Raw genomic sequence first — 20,333 nt, forward strand, 5'->3', positions numbered from 1 at the left:
TCAATTTGCTTTGAGCAGGATGTCTGCGTGAAAACACAGAAATCCTCTTGAAAATCCAAACAATTAAACCTAGTCTGAGCGCATCGGACTAGGTTTTTTGTTATGCGTATCTTTCAGCGAATTCATCAAAAATTGAATTGGTCGCCTCGGGCGTATGTGGGACTTATTATAAGTTTTCTGGCTTTAGGTTATTTGGCGTCTGCGACCTACCACAGCTTAAAACCATTGCCCGAAGGGCTGAATTACACTGGAAAGTTACGTCATGCGCCTATTAAATTTATTGCCGATCAGACCTATATCGACGCGCAAGGTGTTCAGCAACAACAGCATCAAATTTTTAATGAAATTTTAGGGCTGATTGATGCAGCACAAAGCACGATTGTATTGGATATGTTCTTGTTTAATCCTGAAGTGGGAACATCTAAACAGCAGCATCAGCCACTGACACAGCAACTCACCGATGCTTTAATTCATAAACGTCAGCTGCAGCCAAATATTGAAATTAAGGTCATTACAGACCCAATTAACTCAGTATATGGCGGTATTGCACCTGAGCATTATCGTCAATTGCGTCAAGCAGGCATTGATGTGATTGAAACCGATTTAACGCCTTTACGGGCATCGAATCCATTGTGGTCAGGTTTTTGGTATCTCTGCTGTCAGGGTATTCCAAATAATGCAGAAAAAGGTTGGCTACCAAGTCCTTTCGGGCAAGATAAAATTACCTTGCGCAGTTATTTTAGTCTGTTCAATTTTAAAGCCAATCATCGTAAAACCATGGTGGTTGATACCACCGAAGGTTGGAAAGCGTTGGTGACCTCATTGAATCCGCATGATGGTAGTTCGCGTCATTCTAATATTGCCTTAGTGGTCACAGGCAATACAGCGGTTGATATTTTGCAGACTGAACAAGCCGTAGCACGTATGTCGCAAGGCAATGTGTCTGGGGTGATTGTGGGAGAGTTTGAGGCAGATTCGTCCTATCCTCAAGCGCAAGTCATCACTGAACAAGCCATTTTAGAGGCCAGTTTGACACTCATTCGGCAGACAAAAGCGCAAGAACATCTGGATTTGGCGATGTTCTATCTGTCTGAACGACAGATCATTCAGGCGCTGATTGCTGCACAGCAACGTGGCGTACAAGTGCGAGTATTACTGGACCCGAATAAAGATGCCTTTGGACGTGAAAAAAATGGCATTCCAAATCGACAAGTGGCAGCAGAATTACATGCTGCAGGGGTGAAGATACGTTGGTGTAATACCCAAGGCGAGCAATGCCACAATAAAATGCTGATGAAATCGACTGCCACACAGGCCGAATTGATTTTAGGTTCTGCCAATTTCACCGCACGTAATTTAAAAAACTATAATTTAGAAAGCAACTTGCGTGTGGTCGGACAGGTGCAAGACCCTGTATTTCAGGATGCTCAACACTATTTTAATACCGCATGGTCAAACCTTGAGGGTAAAAATATGAGTGTGGATTATGCGGTTTATGCCGATGAGTCGAAGTGGAAATATGCGCTGTATCGCTTTATGGAATGGAGTGGTTTATCGACCTTTTGATTTTTTAATTGTATGCCTTGAACTCAAAAATCCCTCTTATTGAAAGAGGGATTTTTTTGAGCCGAATATTACTTTACAGGATTTGGCGGCACCATTTCATCCAAATCTTTATCACTCATTTGATCTAACTCGGCAATATCGGTTTTGATTTTCCATTGTGCTTCATCATCCACAGGATTCGGTAAACGCGCTTCTAACCAATCACAAACCACATCTGGGCTAAATTCTGGATGGTTGCATTGAATTACCCACGATAAAAAATCTTTGGCTTCACCATTCATATACGGTGGCGGTGAAACAGGTAAGAATTGAGTCGGCAAGCGCTCATCTCTGGAAATATAATTCAGCACATGTCCCAATTCCTGCACAGTTTGCCATGCTAACGGATGTTCTACATCAATTTGAAATTTGAACCACCATGCATGCTGACCGTCTGAACCATAAGCGTCTACACGGGCTTGCTGTACACTCGGAACTTTGCAGAAAAACTGATGAAGGCGGTCAAAATTTAATTCAGGCACGAGGTTTCATCCAATTTCAAAAAAAATGTATCTTAGCATAGGGGTTGGAGATATTTCATAAATGGCGAGCCGTGTCGGTGAAATCTGCGGAGACGAAAGTTTAAAATTGCTGATTTTTTATTCATTATTTATCCTTAATTTGAGCTTAGAATAAAAATATGAAAATAGGAGTGCTAGATATGAAAGTGGCGATTTTAACTGCATTGAGTGGCATGCTATTTTTAGGTGTGTCGATGCAGAGCTTGGCCGAAACCAATCGTTGGGCAGGATATACAGGCGTCAATACACAGCGTGATCAGCATCGTCCTTATTCGCCACAACATCGTCCTGCTTATCCGCAGCATCGACCTTATCATTCACAGCAACCCTATTCCTATTCACCACATTATCCATACCATCAACGACCTGTGCCGCAGTGGGGGCAGCCCACGATTCGTAGTGGCATCAATATTCAATACAATGCGCCAAGTACTGTGCAATATAACCACCAAAGTTACAGTTGGGTAAATGGTGAGCCAAGTAGCGCACATATTGAAAGTTCGACCTATCGTGTGGTGACCGACTGGCAGCACTTGGGTTTACCCGCTCCGCCACGAGGTATGTACTGGATTTTTGAACATGGGCGTTATGTGTTGGTGGCAAATCGTTGAGAAAAAAGTGAAATCATAGACATCAATGCTTCTAGATATTGAGTATCTAGAAGCATTTTTTTGACCTATTTTAGATTTTTACGCCAATTCATCATCTTCTGGGCGAGGGGTTTTGCCTTGTGCTAAAGGCTTTTCACTGTGATTGTCTCGAATAACGGAAGGGTAATGCCAAGATGCAAAACGCACCACTAAAATTGCAGCGGCTAAAATTAAAATTGAACCAGTAATAATCACTAAGTCGAGGTCAGCTTTATGGTCGTGTTGAATATCTGAAATTAGCAAACGGGTTAGTGCGGTAATGGCAATATAAATTAAAAAACGCACAGGCATGTGATTGGTTTTAAAATAAATACCCACCATTGCACCTAGTTCTAAATAGATAAAAAGCAATAAGATGTCATCAATAGTGGCATATTGTTTGATGGTGAAAATATCAATTACCGTATGTCCAGCAGACCAAATGACCATACAGCCAATGATAAAGAGCGCAAGATAATGAAAACTTTCTACAGCCCAATTGCCATATTTGTCTAATAGGCTTTCAACTGCTTGAATATTTTTATCTATTTTTGAACGACGTACTGCCATTTTCACCTCCTGTTTGAGTATGGATATTCAGACTTCAACAAAGGTGATGCAAATTTCATGCACAAATTAGAATAGGGATATAAAATTTAGTACAAAAAAACGCCTGATGATTCAGGCGTTTTTGCGATAATGTATTAATTAAGACTGGTTAGTGAAGTAATCTTCGCTGAAGTTCATCACCACTTCTGCACCCGCTTTCACTTTGGTAATGCGTAAAGTCAGTTCTGGCAAAATACGTTGTACAAAGTACAGTGCCAATGACAATTTGTTTTGATAGAACTCACCCTCTTTTTGCTTGGCTGCATTGGCAATGCGCGCAAACATATATGAGAAGCTGAGCAAACCTACCGCATGTAAATAATCAACCGCTGCTGCGTTCGGGAAATCTACATTTTCTTTGGCTGCATTTAAAACGTATTGAGTCACGGATTCAACTTCAGTCGCTGCATCTAAAGTTGCATCTTTAATGAAGTTGAGGTCTGCATCTAAACCATTGGTGAAATCACGGATTTCTGCAATGTATTCTGCAATAAATTCGCCATTACATTTAATGGTTTTACGACCAATCAAGTCTTGCGATTGTACGCCGTTGGTGCCTTCATAAATTTGGGCGATACGTAAATCACGAACACATTGCTCCATACCCCATTCACGGATATAACCATGACCACCGAAGCACATTTGCGCATCAAGTGTCGCATTGAAAGCAGTATCGGTTAAGTAGGCTTTGGCAATTGGGGTTAACAGTGCAACACGGTCATTGGCTTTTTTCACAGCTTCTGTATCGGTAGAGAATTTAGTGATATCCAATTGTTGACCCACATATACCGCAAATGCACGTGAAGCTTCGTTATTGGCACGTGCATTGAGCAGCATACGACGCACATCGCCATGCACCAAAATGCTATCCGCTGCTTTGTTTGGTGATTTTACGCCCGATGCACTACGGCCTTGAATACGGTCAGTCGCATATTGCGCAGCATTTTGATAGGCAAATTCAGATGCACCTAAACCTTGAATTCCCATAGACAGACGTTCGTAGTTCATCATTACGAACATGGCAGCCAAGCCTTCGTTTTCTTTGCCGACCAAGTAACCTTTGGCACCATCAAAGTTCATCACACATGTTGCAGAGGCTTTAATGCCCATTTTGTGTTCGATTGAGCCTGGACCTACTGGGTTGCGCTCACCCAACGAACCATCTTCATTCACCAAGAATTTTGGCACGATGAATAAAGAAATACCGCGTGAACCTGCAGGAGCGTCTGGTGTTTTTGCTAAAACCAAGTGAATGATGTTTTCCGCAAGGTCGTGATCACCACCTGTAATAAAGATTTTAGTCCCTGTGATGTTGTACGTACCATCTGCATTTGGTTCTGCTTTGGTTTTAATAATCCCTAAGTCTGTTCCTGCATGCGGTTCAGTCAAGCACATGGTACCTGACCATTCACCTGAGTAAATTTTAGGTAAATAGGTTTCTTTCTGTTCTTGTGATGCATAGCTGCTTAATGCCATACCTGCACCGACAGACAGCAGTGGATACAACATGAATGATGGGTTAGTGGCAAAGAGCATTTCATCTGACAATACCGTCAGCATTTTTGGCATGCCTTGACCGCCCCATTCTTCATCTGCACCTAAACCAATCCAGCCGCCTTCGGCATATTGTTTAAATGCTTCTTTAAAACCTGCAGGTGTAGTGACCTCGCCATTGTTATAGGTCGCGCCTTCTTCATCACCGCTACGGTTAATCGGCAGCGTCACGTTTTGGGCAAATTTTGCCATTTCTTCCAAAATTGCTTCAGCCGTTGCAGCATCAAGGTGAGCGAGATTTTCATTGTTTTGCCAGAATTGTTCTGCATTGAATACATCATTTAAGATGAATTTCATATCGGCAAGTGGGGCATTATAAATTGGCATGTGAGTTCACCTGTTTATTGTCTGAATCTTGATTCGTTGAGTTCAGTGTAATCTACAATTGTGAATGTTGTAGACCACTAAAGCGAAAGAATGCTTTATTTATAAAGAAAAAGGACTGTCAATGCTATGACCGTCCTTTCTCAATTTCTGTACTCAAGAGTACAACATTTTGAATATCCCGCTAAATATGTTCAATATTTAGCGAGTTTCAATTTTCGCTTAGAAAGCAAAGTGTTCAGCATCTAATGCAAATAGTGGCTCTACACCTGTTGCAATCACGTCTACGTGTGAGCGAACACGTGGCAAGATTTTCTTGAAGTAGAAACGTGCAGTCGTCACTTTAGCATTATAGAAGTCTACATCGGTTGTGCCTGCTGCAAGTGCTTCTTGAGCGACCAATGCCATACGTGCCCATAGGTAAGCTAGTGTTACATAACCAGAGAAGTACATGTAGTCTACTGCTGCAGCACCTACTTCCTCAGGGTTTTGCATTGCACGCATACCAATTTGCATGGTCAAATCGCCCCATTCTTTATTGAGCGCTGCGAGCGGTTCAACAAATTCTTGCATTGCTGCGTTGTCTTTGTTGGCTTCTGCAAATTTATGGATGATTTTGGTGAAGTCTTTCAACATTGCACCTTGTGTACCCAAAACTTTACGACCTAACAAATCGATTGCTTGAATTTCAGTTGTACCTTCGTACAAGCATGAAATACGTGTATCACGCACAATTTGTTCCATGCCATGCTCAGAAATGAAGCCATGACCGCCGAAGACTTGCACACCATGTTTTGCAGATTCAGAACCTGTTTCAGTTAAGAATGCTTTTGCAATAGGCGTCAATAAAGACAAGATGTTGTCAGAGAACTTACGTTCTTCTTCAGTTGCACCTTGTTCAACGATATCTGCGTGTAGAGACAACAGATACACTAGTGCGCGACCACCTTCAGCAAACGCTTTTTGAGTCAATAGCATATTGCGTACAGCAGGATGCACAATAATTGGATCTGCTTCTTTTTCAGGAGCTTTCGGACCAGAAAGTGAGCGCATTGCTAAACGGTCTTTGGCATAAGTCAACGCACCTTGGAAAGAACCTTCAGATGCTGCAAGACCTTGTACCGCTGTACCGATACGTGCAGTGTTCATGAACGTGAACATGCAGTTTAGACCACGGTTTTCAGGGCCAATCAAGAAACCTTTCGCATTATCAAAGTTGATGACGCAAGTCGCGTTACCATGAATACCCATTTTGTGTTCGATTGAACCACAACGTACACCATTACGCTCCCCTAAAGAACCATCTGCATTCAGGTTGAACTTAGGAACGATGAACAGAGAAATACCTTTAGTTCCTTTAGGTGCACCAGGTAAACGTGCCAATACGATGTGCACGATATTCTCTGCCATGTCATGTTCACCAGCAGAGATAAAGATTTTCTCGCCCGAGATTGCATAGCTTCCGTCGGCCTGAGGTTCAGCTTTAGTACGGATAATACCCAAGTCAGAACCTGCATGAGATTCGGTTAAACACATGGTACCTGTCCACTCACCTGAAACAAGCTTTGGCAGATAGGTTGCTTTTTGTTCATCTGAACCGTGGTGTTCTAAAGTACGTACAGCACCATGAGAAAGACCTGGGTACATGCCCCATGCCCAGTTTGCTGTACCGACCATTTCTGAAATCACGTTTCCTAGAGAAACAGGTAGACCTTGACCGCCGTATTGTTCTTCAGCAGAAAGAGACGGGAAGCCAAGTTCGATATATTTTTGATACGCTTCTTTAAAGCCCGTTGGTGTAGTCACCACGCCATCATTCCAAGTACAACCTTCACGGTCACCGCTTTGGTTGATTGGAGAAAGTTCATTTTCACAGAAATCTGCTGCAGCTTCCAAATATTGGTCAACCAATTCACGGCTTACGTTTTCTTGGAATGCAGGTAATTTTGCATAGTGATCTTCGGCATTTAATAATTCATGCAAAACGAATTGCATATCACGTAAAGGCGCTTTGTATTGTGGCATATCGGTTTCCTCAATACTGGTTTGACCAGCGTTATATTTTAAATGGATTTCAGCACATGCCTTCTCAGACATGCCATGTTGGAATGGTTGTAATCGTGCAACATCTTCTAATTCGGTACAAGCATCTGCATAGCATTTCTTGGTGACTGCAAAGTCAAAGATTTTTATCTTGAAATGGCTAAGTTACTTGAGTGTAAACAGTTTTGCTGAATTTGAAATGATACAAATAGTCAAAAAGCGTAAAGAGATATGTCTAAGTGAAGTGGATAAAAAGGTAAATAAAAAGGCACTCAATCGAGTGCCTTAGAGTCGTGTAAGTGTGTGCTCACCTGAATGCATTAGCGCGAAGTAGGTGATATTCTCATTTGTTGCATAGGTTGATTCGGCTGAAAACGAACCAAGCATTGTCCCTTGAGTTGTAGTTCGCCCAGTTTCACTTGAACGTGTTGTCCATGCATTTTTCCTTCACAGGCAGCACGCATGGCCTTTTGATGCGCTTGATGTTGTGCTAATCGTTGATCGTACCGTTTGGTCATTTCAGCACGTTGCGCATCGGTCAGCATTTCACCACGTTGTTGCATACGCGGCATTTTTGCACGCATGGCTTGGTGTTGTTGCATCGCATATTGGCGATGTTGTTTAAATGACTGGCGATCAGGCTGGAAACGCATCGTACAGGTACCTGCGAGTGTTTGATCACCTACTTTTAATTGTAGATTTGTACCTACTGCTTTGTTGTCACAAGCCTGTTGCATCTGCCCACGAAATGCGCGGTGTTCTGCACGCATGGCACGATATTGCTCGCGTTGTTCAGGACTGAAGCGTTGTCCATCTTGAGCATAATGTTGTTTAAACATACGTGTTTGTTGTCGTTCGGTCAGATCATTACTGGTTTGGCATGCAGTTAAAATCCCCATGCCCAAAACACTTGCCCCAAGTAATGCGATTTTCGTCATCTGTTTCATCTTCAAACTCCCCAACCTGCTTTTAACTTCACTCAGTTAAGATTAAATAATAAAGATGAAGAAACAATGGAGAGTTTTTTCTAGCACTGTTGGTTACAATGCTCAAAATCAATAAGAAAAGCTGAGATTGCGCTTTTGAAAATTCGCCGTATACCCATCGCATTACGCCTGTTCTTAACAGTGCTGCTGACGACCTTGCTGATTACCACGGTCAGCTTGGGGGTATTGCATGTCAATATGCAGCGAAACTTCAGCAAATATGTGGCCGATGTCGAAATGCAAAAGCTGGACTTGCTCACTCAAAACTTGGCAGAAGTCTATGCGGTATATCACGATTGGGGCAACGCCATTCAGGCGCAAATTCTCCAAATTGAAGGTGAGGCTGCACCCGATGATTATGACCGTTTATCGCGGTGGTGGTTGCGCCGTCAATATGACATTGCCTTGCAGCAGCGTTATTTTCAGGAACCTACCTTAGCCAATGTAAACCCAAGTGTGGTCGAGCCTGAGCCAGGCAAACGACAAGCCAATGCGGAAGAACTTCGCTGGTTAGAACTGAATTTACCTTCACAGTTTCAGCCATTTGAAGGTTTGGTCTTTCCTTTAAGTGCCAATCAAAATGCTTTCCGTTCAGATCGTAAAAATGAAGGGCAAAACAACACGACAGAATCTTCAGGGAAAAAACAATTTATTTCGATGCCTGACCGCTTGGGTTTGAGTTCGCGCTTATCTTTATATGATGCCCAGCGGCAATTTGTGGTAGGAGAGCCTGCTGAAACTCAAATTTCTTATCGTCCAATTATGGTCAATGAAAAAGTCGTGGGCTATTTAGGCTTAAAACCTGTGTTAGATCAGGAAGATGCTTTAAGTATTAACTTTTTTAGTAAGCAAACCCGTTATTTATTATTGGTTTATGCTTTAAGTATTTTGGCGAGCTTGATTGCTGCATTGTTATTGGCGACCTATTTTAAAAAACCGATTCAGCGTTTGTTGAATGGTACACGTGAATTGACCAAAGGGCATTATCAGCATCAGGTCACGGTCAATCGTAATGATGAATTGGGTGATTTATCTACCGAGTTGAATCATTTGGCGGTGATTTTAGATCAACATGAAACTTCACGTCGTCAGTGGGTGGCTGATACTTCGCATGAATTAAAAACGCCATTGGCGGTATTGCAGGCGCAAATTGAAGCCATGCAAGATGGTATCCGCAAAGCCACACCAGAGCATTTGGCTGCGATGATGCATCAGGTCAATAGTCTGAAAAAACTCACACAGGATTTATCGGAATTGGCGCAAGCCGAAGCCATGCAGCTGAAATGCTATTTCTCGAGCATTGATCCATGGCAAGTGATTGAGCAGGAAATCGAAAGCTTTAAGCCGAAATTTGAGCAGGCTCAGTTGGACTTGATCGTGTCGGGTGAAGGCACGCAATTACAATTGGATATAGACCGTTTTAAACAAATTATGCTCAACTTGCTCAGTAATAGTATTCGTTATACCGAAGCGGGTGGGCAGGTGCATATTCACACCGGTCAAAGCGCAACAGAATGGACAGTGTATGTAGATGACAGTCCGTTTGGTTTAAGTGATGAACAATTGGCACGTTTGGGTGAGCGTTTTTATCGTGCCGATGATTCACGTACACGCGCCACAGGTGGGACAGGTTTAGGTCTGGCTTTATCGGTCAAAATTGCCAAAGCATTGGGCGGAGAGTTAAGTTTTGCACATTCACCATTGGGTGGTTTACGTTGCAAATTAAGCTTTCCTAAAACAATCAAATCTTGAAGGACTTTAAGGAATCGTGCATGAAACATATCTTGCTGGTTGAAGATGAAATTGAACTTGCCCAGTTGGTGCGAGATTATTTAGAAGCTGCTGGATTTGAAGTCAGTATGTTTCATGATGGACAAGAGGCCTATGACAGCTTTTTGCAGCGTAAACCGAGCCTGATGATTTTAGACTTGATGATTCCGCGTATGGATGGTTTGACCATTTGCCGCAAAGTGCGTGAACAGTCCGATGTGCCTATTATTATGGTCACGGCACGTACTGAAGAAATTGATCGGGTACTAGGTCTAAACATGGGCGCAGATGACTATGTGTGTAAGCCTTTTAGCCCGAAAGAGTTGGTGGCTCGTGTGCAGGCAGTATTGCGCCGTCTGGAACGTAAAAATGAGCCAGAAAGTAATGATTTATTCCGTATGGATAAAGCACAGCAGCGCATTTGGTATCAACAAAAAACCTTGAATTTGACCCCAACCGAATTCCGTTTATTGGAATTGTTTTTAGAGCATGTCGGGCAGGTGTATTCACGCGCGCAGTTGCTAGACCATATTAACCCAGACAGTTTTGAAGTGGCAGATCGTGTAATTGATAGCCACATTAAAAACTTGCGCCGTAAAATTTCTGACGCTGCCGAAACGGGAAATCGTCATGAATGGATTCAGGCGGTGTATGGTGTGGGCTATCGTTTTGAGTATCCTGAAGATTAAGCCTTAGCTGTAGAAAAAAGCGAATCAGGGAGGGTTCGCTTTGGCTGTTTCCTTTCCATTTTGGAAGGTTAAAAATGAATCGGTGAATATCCTTAAAAAAAATCACAGATTTTATTGGTTGAAGGGCATTGCACTTCTTAAAAGCTCAACCCTTTGTCTTTCCGCTTTCCTTAATTTTGCGACTACCAGTTCATAGGAGTTTAAGACCAAATCTTGCACCAATTGCTCATCTAAATTGTCATCTGCAAAAATTGAAATCCAATGTTGTTTATTCATGTGCCAGCCCGCACGAATATAAGGATAAAAATCACGTAACATCGCACCATGCTCAGGTTTAACTTTTAGATTGATGATGGCATGACCATTTAAATACAGACTCAGCATAAATACTTTATCGAAAATTTTATGCACCAAGCAGCCATCACCAAAAGGTTCGCTCAGGCTAACCGCAGGCAATTGTGTTGCAACCCTTGCTGCGATTTGATGCATAGATGACGGTGTTTGTGCCACTTATTTTCCCCGAAAAGTTTATCCTGTGGATAACCACAGCTTTTTCCACAGAAAATGTGTATAACTTTGTTGGAATTCTAAACGTCCTTTGGCGAGTGCATTGATATTAAGATGAACAACTCACCATCACTTCTGGCACATCACTTGGCAAAGGCGCTAAATCTTCAGGTTTTTCCAATGCTGTTTGCTGAATATAGGGTTGGCTGAGCAAGTTAAATAAACGCTCAACTTCTGAAAAATCATCACGCTCTGCTTGCTCAATCGCCTTTTGTGCCATGTGATTGCGCAAAATATAGTGAGGGTTTACCTGTTGCATTGCAGCATCTAAATCATCGGTGTCTTGATATTCACGAATCTGTAAATACTGCGCCAAAAAGCTTTCCCACTGACGACGATCCAAACAATCATCCAATATTTCTGTGTATTGTTTATTTTGTAGACGGATAAAACTTTGGGTGTAATCCAGTTGCTCACTTTGCAAAATACGTAAGAAGTTGGTTGCGCAGTCAAAACTGTCTTTATGGAAGCTTGGCAGTCCCATTTTTTCACATAAACCGAGTTTATAATGCTCCAAAAAAGTGGGTTCAAAATGTTCTAAGCATGCTGCCAGTGCTTGTTTCCAGTGTTCTTTCTGATCTGGGTTTTGCTCAAGTGGAATTAAATTATTTAACCAGACCCATAAATTCCAGTGTGCTACGCTGGGTTGTTGTTGGTAGGTATAACGTCCTTGATAGTCCGAATGATTGTTGATCCAATTGGGACGAAAACGCTCCATAAAGCCATAAGGACCGAAATCGAGTGTTGAACCTGTGATATTTAAATTGTCGGTGTTCATCACGCCATGCGCAAAACCGACCAGTTGCCACTTTGCAATCATGACAGCGGTACGTTGAATGACTTTCGTAGCAAAAGCGAGTATCGGCTGTTCGGTTGCCAAGCATTCATGATAGTGCCATTCGATACACTTTTGCACAAATTCAGGCAGTAATTCAGGTTGATACTGATTGATCCATTCAAAATGTCCCAAACGAATATGACAGTCTGATGTGCGTAATAGCATTGCGCCAAGTTCTAATTTTTCACGTTGTACGCCTTGAGTAGATGAGGTAAATCCAACTGCATTGCTTGATGGCACACCCAGCGCATTTAAAGCATGACCTGCCAAATATTCACGAATCACTGAACGTAACACGGCACGTCCATCCCCCATACGTGAATAAAGCGTTGCACCTGCACCTTTTAAATGAAGATCAATTGTACGTTGTTGTGTGTCCAAAACTTGCGCAATAAGTAAACCGCGTCCATCGCCCAATTGACCTGCCCACTGACCAAATTGATGTCCCGCATAGACCATTGCCAAAGCAGGAAATTCTTTAAACGTGGTTTGTCCGCTGCAAATTTCAACCCATTGTTGTTGTTCCTCTGCTGTCCATTGCAGTTCTTTTGCCAATGCAGCATTAAAGTGTCCTGCTTTTGCACCTTTTAAAGGTAAAGGCTGCTGCATGTGATAAAGACGGGCGGGCAGGGTCGGATAACGTGGATTAAATTGCATGATGATGAAGCGCTTGGCACAAAGTGAGTTTCACTATAGCAAACTTGGACTTTAAAAACTGTAGCCTAACAATGCAGAAAGCCCTGAACAGGTCAGGGCTTTCGCAGTGCATCAGAACAGAGGTTTATTCAGATACAGGGTTCTTTTTTAGGTTACGCATCAGCAAGTTCAATGTTTCACGATGGTGTGAAAGACGCTGTTCAACCAACTGGAATTCAACTTTTAATTTGTCATCCATTTGGTGAATTTTTTCAGCTACAGACGCTTTTTTCGCCTGAATTTCTTGCTCTTTTAACTTTGCCCAATCGTTCAGGGTTTGGGTAAAGGCATCATATTCTTGCGCAAGACGGCTTTTAACTTGACCAATGTCATCATTTACATTGTGACCATAAACTGCCAAGTCTTGCTCTGCATATTTAAAACGCATCGCCAATTCTGCTTTTTTAATATTAAAGCTTGGAATACGACGCAAGTTTTTCGCTAAGCCCAACTTTGAGCATGTCCAAATTAACCATTTGGTTGGGTCATATTGCCACCATTTTACGCCATTACGATAATCGTACTGGAAAATATGGTGATAGTTATGATAGCCCTCGCCCCAAGTGGCAATTGCTAACCAGAAGTTATCACGCGCGGTGTTTTCGTCAGTATACGGACGCGAACCCCACATGTGGCACAGCGAGTTAATAAAGAAGGTAACATGGTGGCTTAAAATCAGACGCATTAAACCGCCCAATAACAACACGCCCCACATATCGCCCACAGCCCAACCAATTGGCACCAAAATGCCAACGTGAACTGCAATTACGAGCGGAATATAGTATTTGTGTTGGAACATCACCAGTTTGTCATTTAACAAGTCTGGCGCATTTTTAAAGTTTGGCTCTGCGGCAGGATAGTCGCGTAACATCCAGCCCATGTGCGCAAACCAGAAACCATTATTAATTGAATACGGGTCTTTTTCGACATCATCGACATGGCGGTGATGGGTACGGTGACCTGAACCCCAGAACAAAATACTGTTCTGAACGGCAAATGTTCCCATAATCATTAAAATGATTTTCAAGGGAAGGGTAGCTTCATAAGCACGGTGTGCCCATAAACGGTGATAACCTGCTGTAATACCCAAGCTACTTACGCCAAGTAATACAAACATGCTGATCCAAGCGGCTAAGCTAAAATCATGGTGATAGGCATACCAAGGAATCGCGATCACTGCAACAATAGGTAAGAAAACTAGTGCAAAGATGGCAATCCAGTTGATTGGGGCTTTGGGTAAGGGAGCATTCATCTCCAACAGCACTCCTAGAACCTTGGGAGGTATAAATGGACGCTTAATCCGTTATAACGCTATGACCGATCTATAGATTGAAATCATAGTATTAAATTTTTTAGGGATTAATTTTTTCGCATATTAGCATGAGCGTATTCACGATCACAGCATTATTGTACAGTTGTATTGTACTGGGTGGTAACAGAATATAATGGTATCTGCGAGATTTTACGGAAATATGATATACGGTAGCCAAACAAGCACGATAAATCATTTATTTATTCATCAAAATACTTAAGGTTGCCGCTTACAAGTGTTGCATCATCAGTTTAGGATAATCGGTAATTAAACCCTGAATCCCTAAATCTTTGAGCTGTTTGGCGCGTTCAATTTGGTTGACTGTCCAAACGCTGATATTCAGTTTGGCTTGTTGTGTGGCCTGAATGAGCGCACCGGTTGCGAGTTCGTTCATCCAACCAATTTGGCAACAACCTAATTCTAAAGCCTGATCAATGGCTTGATATTGCAGATCATCTTCAACCAATAAACCGCGTTTAAAGCGTGATTTTTGTTGTTGCAAAGCCCAATGAATTTTCGGATCAAAACTGGTGATGATGGCGTTGTGTTCAAAACCCTGTAAATGTTGCTCTAAACTTTGGGTAATTTTTTCGGCATCGGCATGTGAGTTAACTGCTTTAACCTCAACCTCAATATGATCAAAATTTTGAATAATGGTCATGGTTTGATTAAGTAGGGGCGTGGTTTCAACTTTATTCCAGTCCGACCACATCACTGCGTGGTTATAATGGTTTAAATCTTCCAGACTACATTCATACAGCGCTTTGTCTTGTCCTGTCGTGCGGATGAATTGATCATCATGCATGACCACTAAGGCGTTATCTTTGAGTTGACGCACATCAAATTCGACGGCACGAATACCAATATTTTGAATATATTCAAAACCACCAAGCGTGTTTTCAGGTGCTTCGCCACGCGCACCGCGATGACCAATTATGCGCATAATGTGCCCATGAATTGAAAGTTTGCTTTCATTTTGCAAGTACGACGTGACAAAGAGATGACATTTCTTATTTTGGTCGGATGGTGTGAAATTTCAAGCAGCATCCGACGTGATTTTTTAGATGCAAAATCAGGGCTTTATTTTAGTTTCCGATTCTAGAGTGTGATGTCAGTTACCAATACTGTCGTTGATGTTCTTTTGCCATAACACTTCGCTGCCTCTTTCGGCACGTTGCAAGCTGCGAGATGCCACAAATAGCCAGTCAGACAGTCGGTTCAGTAATTGCAAAGATGGTGCCTGAATATTTTGATCACGGTTGTGTACGGTCATTAAACTACGTTCTGCACGACGACATACGGCACGGGCTTGATGTGCATAACTGCATGCCAATGTACCTGCAGGCAGAATAAATTCTTTGAGCATTGGCAGGCTTTCATTCATGCGGTCAATGTCTTGTTCTAGGAACTCAATCGCAAGTGGTTGTACGAGATGGTAATTGGGGATACAGACTTCACCGCCTAAATCGAATAGCCAGTGCTGAATCAGGCTAAGCGATTTGTCCCAAGTGTTTTTGTCTTGAATGTTGCTATGTGTAATTTGTGAGCGCAATACGCCTATGCAGGCATTGAGTTCATCGACATCGCCCAGTGCATGAATGCGTAAGTCGTCTTTGGCGACACGTGAGCCATCGCCCAGTCCTGTTGTGCCTGAATCGCCTGTGCGGGTGTAGATTTTGCTTAAACGGTGGCCCATGATCGTTCCTTGTTTGAAAGTGAAAGTTGCGTTTACTTGGTCGTAAGAAATAAAAGTTGGCGCAATAAAAAAGGATAATGTCGGTCATTACATTATCCATAAACTGCGCTGTTTTAAAGTTTTTGTTGTTATGCGGGTTTTAGTAGCGGAAAGTTACACCTGCTGAAGCGAGGCGACCGCCGTTAATGTAGTAAACATTAGAACCGTTATATGCGGTTTTATATTTTACATCACCTATGTTTTCTATATTTGTAAAGAATTTAATCATAGGAGTAACTTGCCAATACGCATTCACATTTGTTGTGACGTAGCCTGGAATGATTGATGGTGGAGTATTTTTTGAGTCAGCAAAGTCCTTTGAATTCGATTTAGCTGATAAAGAAGCTGAGATACCATATTCGCCATCATCCCACCCTGCGGTAAGAGTGAAGTTTTGACGTGGGCGGCGGTTTAAATCTTTTTTAGTTTGATCATCTTTTGCTTGTACATAAGCATAAGTTGTATTTAAAAAAAGTTGATCTTGCTGCCAGTTAAAACTAATCTCCCCACCTGTGAAGGTTGTTTCATTAATATTGATTAATTGGGAGTTTATACTCGTAATAAGGTTGTCTATTTCGGTGCGATATACTGAAAGGCTAGTAGAAAGTTGTTTGTTAATTTGATGATCAAAACCAACTTCATAAGACAAGCTTTCTTCAGGGGCTAAATCAGGATTTGCTCCCCATCCAATAGCATATAAATCATTGTTCGTTGGCGCACGAAATGCAGTTCCGATATTGCTGTAGATGCTTGTAGCAGGAGTGATAAAATATCTAGCTGCTACTTGACCAATAGTGTGCGTACCGAATTTCTCATGGTCTTCGAGACGAACTCCAAGTTGGGTACTCAGTTTGTCTGATTGGTATTGGTGTTGAGCAAAATATCCCGTTGTTTTGATGTCTTTATTATAAAAAACATCTTGTCCTGGATAAAAAAAACCTTCCCACACATAGCCTTCTCCCTTGGAGAAAATATCTGCATCAGTTTTTTTATGAGAAATACCAGTTAAAACATTATGTTCAGGTGTGATTTGCCATTTTGTATAAAGCTCTGCTTCTTGAGTCGTACTGTATGCAAAGTCTGGCTTATTATTTTGTTTAACATCATCTTTGAATTGAGATAAACGTGCATGTATTGCTACATTATCTAAAAGATTTAACTGGCTTTTTAGATTGATAACTTCATTTTTAAAATCTTGTGAAACTAAACTACCGTAAGAGTCATAATCACTGTAGCCTTGGTTTTCATTGTAATCTATAGAAGCTGCGTAGTTGTCTTTTTCAACACCTATTTTGGCACTATAACCTTTTTGATCAAAACTCGCTTTTTTATTATTTGGGGTGTTTGTAACAGGTGTGCCATCAGTTTCTAGACGTTGACCACGAATTTGTGCATAGAACCCATTTTCTGCTAAATCAGCACCGAGGACAGATTTATAGGTTTTGTTTTCGCCAACTTCTCCGGTAATAAAGGCACCTGTTTTTTCAGGTTTTTTGGAAATTAGTTGAACCACACCACCAATAGCATCTGTACCATAGAGAACAGATGCAGGGCCTTTGAGTACTTCAATTTGTTTGATATCAGTCGTATCAATAAATGGTAAACTAGATTGCCCAGAAGTATTAGAATTTAAACGGATACCGTCTCGTAAAAATAGTGTTTGTGATGATTTTGTTCCACGGAGATACATTTCTGTGTACTGTCCATAACCACCAGATTGTACGATATTGATGGATGCATCTGTTTGTAATAAATGTGGTAAAGAAGCAATTGGCGACTGTTCCAAAATCTTTGGCTCAATAATATTAATCCGCGCAGGCACATTACCAATTTTTTCTTCAGAACGAGTTGCCGTAACAACAAGCGTATCTAAAGCAGCATTCACCACACGCTGATCTTGCGATTCTGCAGCAAAAACTGAAGTTGAAAAACCCATTGCAAGCGCAATTGCGCCCACTAAAGCAGTAGGCTGAAAAAGAGTAGACATGACTTTGCTCCATACATTCACCCCACGTGAATGATTGAGTTAAGGGCACAACAAGCAGGTCTCCGGACTTCAATGTGCCAAGCATCTTCTAATTTATGATTGCTTCGCTATATATCCACCTTCCCATATTGTTCATACAGTGGTGTAAATCATAAGATTTAAATTGATATACGTTTCATGGTTACCGTTGCGGGGGCAGTGTTGGACTTTCACCAACTTCCCTAAAGCTCAAAGCTAGGACTCGTTGCATTTGCGCGAAGTATAAAGTCTGTATGCCATTTAAACAACGGAAATGCAGAATAATCCGCCTGAACTTCACTCAACCCCTTAAAATTGCATTACAATGATTCGCCCCAATATCTGATTCTGTGAGTGTGAACAGACAATTTTAAAGTCACGCACAGCAAGATCAGCAAAATGAAGATTGAAAATCAGGATTAGAGTCCAAAACGATGCGTACCCGTGCCAAAATTTGCGGAATCACGCGAATTCAAGATATAAACAGTGTTGTGCATGCGGGTGCAGATGCAATTGGCTTGGTGTTTTATCCTCCAAGTCCACGCAATGTGAGCATTGAGCAAGCACAAGGCTTGCTGCAACACATTCCCGCTTATGTGCAAGTGGTTGGTTTATTTGTCAATGCAACGGCAGAAGAAATAGCCGCTGTACTGAAACAAGTACCTTTAGATATTCTGCAATTTCATGGTGATGAAACACCCTTGCAATGTCAGCAAATAGCACAGCAAGTTGGACGTCGATGGTACAAAGCCATTCAGGTCAAACCTGATTTAAATGTGTTAGATGCGATAAAAAGCTATCAACAAGCAGGTGCAAGCGCAGTATTATTAGACGCGTGGCATCCTGAACTCAAAGGTGGAACAGGACACAGTTTTGACTGGTCAAAATTCCCCAAACTCGATATTCCTTTAATTTTGGCGGGTGGTTTAAACCCTGAAAATATTGAAGATGCAATTCAGACGACTCAAGCCTATGCCGTTGATGTCAGTGGCGGAGTTGAGTCTGCAAAAGGTATTAAAGACCAACAACTCATAGAAAACTTCATGCAAGGAGTCCAACGTGGATCAGCAAAGTACAAATCACAATAACTCAGTGATTGACTATACCCAATTCCCAGATGCAAAAGGGCATTTTGGTATCCATGGCGGACGTTTTGTGTCAGAAACGCTGATGGCGGCTTTACAAGATTTAGAGAAATTGTATTTCCGCATGAAAGATGATCCGCAGTTTTTGGCAGAATTCGACCGCGATCTCGCCTACTATGTAGGTCGTCCTAGTCCTTTGTATTATGCTGAGCGATGGTCAAAAGAGTTGGGGGGGGCGCAAATTTACTTAAAACGTGAAGATTTGAACCATACTGGCTCACATAAAGTGAATAACACCATTGGTCAGGCACTGTTGGCAAAACTGTCTGGCAAAAAACGCATTATTGCCGAAACAGGTGCGGGTCAGCACGGTGTAGCAACCGCGACCATTGCCGCTCGTTTAGGCTTAGAATGTGTGGTGTTCATGGGTGCAGAAGACGTGAAACGTCAGGCTATGAATGTTTACCGTATGCGTTTGCTTGGTGCAACTGTTGTACCTGTAGAAAGTGGCTCAAAAACCTTAAAAGATGCCATGAACGAAGCCATGCGTGACTGGGTCACCAATGTTGATTCTACATATTACGTGATTGGTACGGTCGCTGGCCCACACCCATATCCACAATTGGTACGTGATTTCCAGTCGATTATTGGTCGTGAAGCGCGTCGCCAAATTCAAGAGCAGGCAGGTCGTTTACCTGATGCATTAGTAGCTTGTGTAGGCGGTGGTTCTAATGCCATGGGCTTGTTCTATCCATTCTTGAACGATGCCGAAGTGAAAATGTACGGTGTCGAAGCTGCAGGTTTAGGCATTGAAACAGGCAAACACTCTGCACCATTGAATGCAGGACACGTGGGCGTATTACACGGTAACCGTACTTATTTAATGTCGGATGCACAAGGTCAGATCATTGAAACCCACTCTATTTCTGCAGGTCTGGATTATCCAGGTGTAGGGCCAGAGCACAGCTTCCTGAAAGATATGCACCGTGTCGATTACGTGCCAATCAATGACCAAGAAGCCTTGCAAGGTTTCCGTGATTTAACCCGTATCGAAGGGATTATTCCTGCTTTAGAAAGCTCGCATGCTATGGCTTATGTGAGCAAGCTTGCACCAACGATGGATAAAGACCAAATCATTATTGCGACTGTTTCAGGTCGTGGCGATAAAGACTTAATGACTGTTGCCCGCATTGATGGCGTGGAAATGGTGGATATGTAAATCGTAAACTGCTTGAAATAAAGTATGCTACATTTCAATTCAATCGTGCTGAAGCAATTCGGCACGATTTTTTATTTGGAGGATTGAAAAATTCTCGCTACTTTAAACAATCATGCTTAAAAATCATCAACTATAAAAGCCATCAA

17 protein-coding genes and 1 riboswitch are annotated in these 20,333 nt (G+C 42.0%); of the genes, 6 read left to right on the top strand and 11 right to left on the bottom strand.

The window, feature by feature from the left end; all coding sequences use genetic code 11:
- The first annotated feature begins 102 nt into the window (after nucleotides 1-102).
- Nucleotides 103-1,566, top strand: a complete 1,464-nt coding sequence (locus FTV41_RS01415) for a phospholipase D family protein (RefSeq protein ID WP_179995979.1) — start codon at nucleotides 103-105, stop codon at nucleotides 1,564-1,566.
- A gap of 68 nt (nucleotides 1,567-1,634) precedes the next feature.
- On the opposite strand, the gene FTV41_RS01420 is transcribed toward FTV41_RS01415, so the two are convergent.
- The gene (locus tag FTV41_RS01420; RefSeq protein WP_004975032.1) at nucleotides 1,635-2,087 is read right to left on the bottom strand and encodes a hypothetical protein; all 453 of its coding nucleotides are present in this window, start codon (nucleotides 2,085-2,087) and stop codon (nucleotides 1,635-1,637) included.
- Between the two features lie 179 nt (nucleotides 2,088-2,266).
- Here FTV41_RS01420 and FTV41_RS01425 point away from each other — a divergent pair, with 179 nt between their 5' ends.
- Nucleotides 2,267-2,737 (top strand): RcnB family protein, encoded by a 471-nt coding sequence (locus FTV41_RS01425; protein ID WP_179995980.1) that lies wholly within the window; start codon nucleotides 2,267-2,269, stop codon nucleotides 2,735-2,737.
- Nucleotides 2,738-2,815: 78 nt separating this feature from the next.
- Here FTV41_RS01425 and FTV41_RS01430 read toward each other — a convergent pair whose 3' ends face one another.
- The 4 genes from FTV41_RS01430 to FTV41_RS01445 form a co-directional block, all read right to left on the bottom strand.
- Complete coding sequence (locus FTV41_RS01430) at nucleotides 2,816-3,325, bottom strand: phosphate-starvation-inducible protein PsiE (protein ID WP_179995981.1); 510 nt, start codon at nucleotides 3,323-3,325, stop codon at nucleotides 2,816-2,818.
- 138 nt (nucleotides 3,326-3,463) lie between these two features.
- Entirely contained in the window at nucleotides 3,464-5,245 is a 1,782-nt protein-coding gene (locus FTV41_RS01435) for an acyl-CoA dehydrogenase C-terminal domain-containing protein (RefSeq protein ID WP_179995982.1), read from the bottom strand.
- Nucleotides 5,246-5,464: 219 nt separating this feature from the next.
- Entirely contained in the window at nucleotides 5,465-7,267 is a 1,803-nt protein-coding gene (locus FTV41_RS01440) for an acyl-CoA dehydrogenase C-terminal domain-containing protein (protein ID WP_131260791.1), read from the bottom strand.
- 338 nt (nucleotides 7,268-7,605) lie between these two features.
- Complete coding sequence (locus tag FTV41_RS01445) at nucleotides 7,606-8,232, bottom strand: hypothetical protein (RefSeq protein WP_179989978.1); 627 nt, start codon at nucleotides 8,230-8,232, stop codon at nucleotides 7,606-7,608.
- Between the two features lie 135 nt (nucleotides 8,233-8,367).
- Here FTV41_RS01445 and baeS point away from each other — a divergent pair, with 135 nt between their 5' ends.
- Complete coding sequence (baeS, locus tag FTV41_RS01450) at nucleotides 8,368-10,023, top strand: sensor histidine kinase efflux regulator BaeS (RefSeq protein WP_179995983.1); 1,656 nt, start codon at nucleotides 8,368-8,370, stop codon at nucleotides 10,021-10,023.
- Nucleotides 10,024-10,043: 20 nt separating this feature from the next.
- The gene (locus FTV41_RS01455; protein WP_179995984.1) at nucleotides 10,044-10,730 is read left to right on the top strand and encodes a response regulator; all 687 of its coding nucleotides are present in this window, start codon (nucleotides 10,044-10,046) and stop codon (nucleotides 10,728-10,730) included.
- A 111-nt stretch (nucleotides 10,731-10,841) separates the two neighbouring features.
- Here FTV41_RS01455 and FTV41_RS01460 read toward each other — a convergent pair whose 3' ends face one another.
- The 6 genes from FTV41_RS01460 to FTV41_RS01485 form a co-directional block, all read right to left on the bottom strand.
- On the bottom strand, nucleotides 10,842-11,219 hold the full coding sequence (locus tag FTV41_RS01460; RefSeq protein ID WP_179988698.1) for an MmcQ/YjbR family DNA-binding protein: 378 nt from the start codon (nucleotides 11,217-11,219) through the stop codon (nucleotides 10,842-10,844).
- Nucleotides 11,220-11,346: 127 nt separating this feature from the next.
- A complete protein-coding gene (locus tag FTV41_RS01465; protein WP_179995985.1) occupies nucleotides 11,347-12,792 on the bottom strand; it encodes a YdiU family protein in 1,446 nt (481 codons plus the stop codon).
- 124 nt (nucleotides 12,793-12,916) lie between these two features.
- Nucleotides 12,917-14,083 carry an acyl-CoA desaturase gene (locus tag FTV41_RS01470; protein ID WP_104852484.1) on the bottom strand — a complete coding sequence of 389 codons (1,167 nt, stop codon included), beginning with the start codon at nucleotides 14,081-14,083 and terminating at the stop codon, nucleotides 12,917-12,919.
- 289 nt (nucleotides 14,084-14,372) lie between these two features.
- Nucleotides 14,373-15,086, bottom strand: a complete 714-nt coding sequence (locus FTV41_RS01475; protein WP_179990488.1) for a glycerophosphodiester phosphodiesterase — start codon at nucleotides 15,084-15,086, stop codon at nucleotides 14,373-14,375.
- 168 nt (nucleotides 15,087-15,254) lie between these two features.
- Complete coding sequence (locus FTV41_RS01480; RefSeq protein ID WP_004975056.1) at nucleotides 15,255-15,839, bottom strand: cob(I)yrinic acid a,c-diamide adenosyltransferase; 585 nt, start codon at nucleotides 15,837-15,839, stop codon at nucleotides 15,255-15,257.
- Nucleotides 15,840-15,978: 139 nt separating this feature from the next.
- Complete coding sequence (locus FTV41_RS01485) at nucleotides 15,979-17,865, bottom strand: TonB-dependent siderophore receptor (RefSeq protein WP_179995986.1); 1,887 nt, start codon at nucleotides 17,863-17,865, stop codon at nucleotides 15,979-15,981.
- Nucleotides 17,866-17,900: 35 nt separating this feature from the next.
- Nucleotides 17,901-18,125: riboswitch (cobalamin riboswitch) on the bottom strand.
- Between the two features lie 192 nt (nucleotides 18,126-18,317).
- On the opposite strand from FTV41_RS01485, the gene FTV41_RS01490 reads away from it, so the two are divergent.
- Both FTV41_RS01490 and trpB read left to right on the top strand, forming a co-directional pair.
- Nucleotides 18,318-18,971, top strand: coding sequence for a phosphoribosylanthranilate isomerase (locus FTV41_RS01490; RefSeq protein WP_004975062.1), 654 nt, complete (start codon nucleotides 18,318-18,320; stop codon nucleotides 18,969-18,971).
- A complete protein-coding gene (trpB, locus tag FTV41_RS01495) occupies nucleotides 18,943-20,187 on the top strand; it encodes a tryptophan synthase subunit beta (RefSeq protein ID WP_004975067.1) in 1,245 nt (414 codons plus the stop codon). Before FTV41_RS01490 ends, trpB begins: the two co-directional genes overlap by 29 nt.
- Nucleotides 20,188-20,333: the final 146 nt, after the last annotated feature.

The sequence above is a fragment of the Acinetobacter sp. YH16051 genome (genome assembly GCF_013417135.1).
Lineage (GTDB): Bacteria > Pseudomonadota > Gammaproteobacteria > Pseudomonadales > Moraxellaceae > Acinetobacter > Acinetobacter towneri.

Coding starts and splice junctions, on each gene's coding strand:
- FTV41_RS01415 (WP_179995979.1), top strand. CDS start 103: ATGCGTATCTTTCAGCGAATTCATCAAAAATTGAATTGGTCGCCTCGG.
- FTV41_RS01425 (WP_179995980.1), top strand. CDS start 2,267: ATGAAAGTGGCGATTTTAACTGCATTGAGTGGCATGCTATTTTTAGGT.
- FTV41_RS01430 (WP_179995981.1), bottom strand. CDS start 3,325: ATGGCAGTACGTCGTTCAAAAATAGATAAAAATATTCAAGCAGTTGAA.
- FTV41_RS01435 (WP_179995982.1), bottom strand. CDS start 5,245: ATGCCAATTTATAATGCCCCACTTGCCGATATGAAATTCATCTTAAAT.
- FTV41_RS01440 (WP_131260791.1), bottom strand. CDS start 7,267: ATGCCACAATACAAAGCGCCTTTACGTGATATGCAATTCGTTTTGCAT.
- FTV41_RS01445 (WP_179989978.1), bottom strand. CDS start 8,232: ATGAAACAGATGACGAAAATCGCATTACTTGGGGCAAGTGTTTTGGGC.
- FTV41_RS01455 (WP_179995984.1), top strand. CDS start 10,044: ATGAAACATATCTTGCTGGTTGAAGATGAAATTGAACTTGCCCAGTTG.
- FTV41_RS01460 (WP_179988698.1), bottom strand. CDS start 11,219: ATGCATCAAATCGCAGCAAGGGTTGCAACACAATTGCCTGCGGTTAGC.
- FTV41_RS01465 (WP_179995985.1), bottom strand. CDS start 12,792: ATGCAATTTAATCCACGTTATCCGACCCTGCCCGCCCGTCTTTATCAC.
- FTV41_RS01470 (WP_104852484.1), bottom strand. CDS start 14,083: ATGAATGCTCCCTTACCCAAAGCCCCAATCAACTGGATTGCCATCTTT.
- FTV41_RS01475 (WP_179990488.1), bottom strand. CDS start 15,086: ATGCGCATAATTGGTCATCGCGGTGCGCGTGGCGAAGCACCTGAAAAC.
- FTV41_RS01480 (WP_004975056.1), bottom strand. CDS start 15,839: ATGGGCCACCGTTTAAGCAAAATCTACACCCGCACAGGCGATTCAGGC.
- FTV41_RS01485 (WP_179995986.1), bottom strand. CDS start 17,865: ATGTCTACTCTTTTTCAGCCTACTGCTTTAGTGGGCGCAATTGCGCTT.
- FTV41_RS01490 (WP_004975062.1), top strand. CDS start 18,318: ATGCGTACCCGTGCCAAAATTTGCGGAATCACGCGAATTCAAGATATA.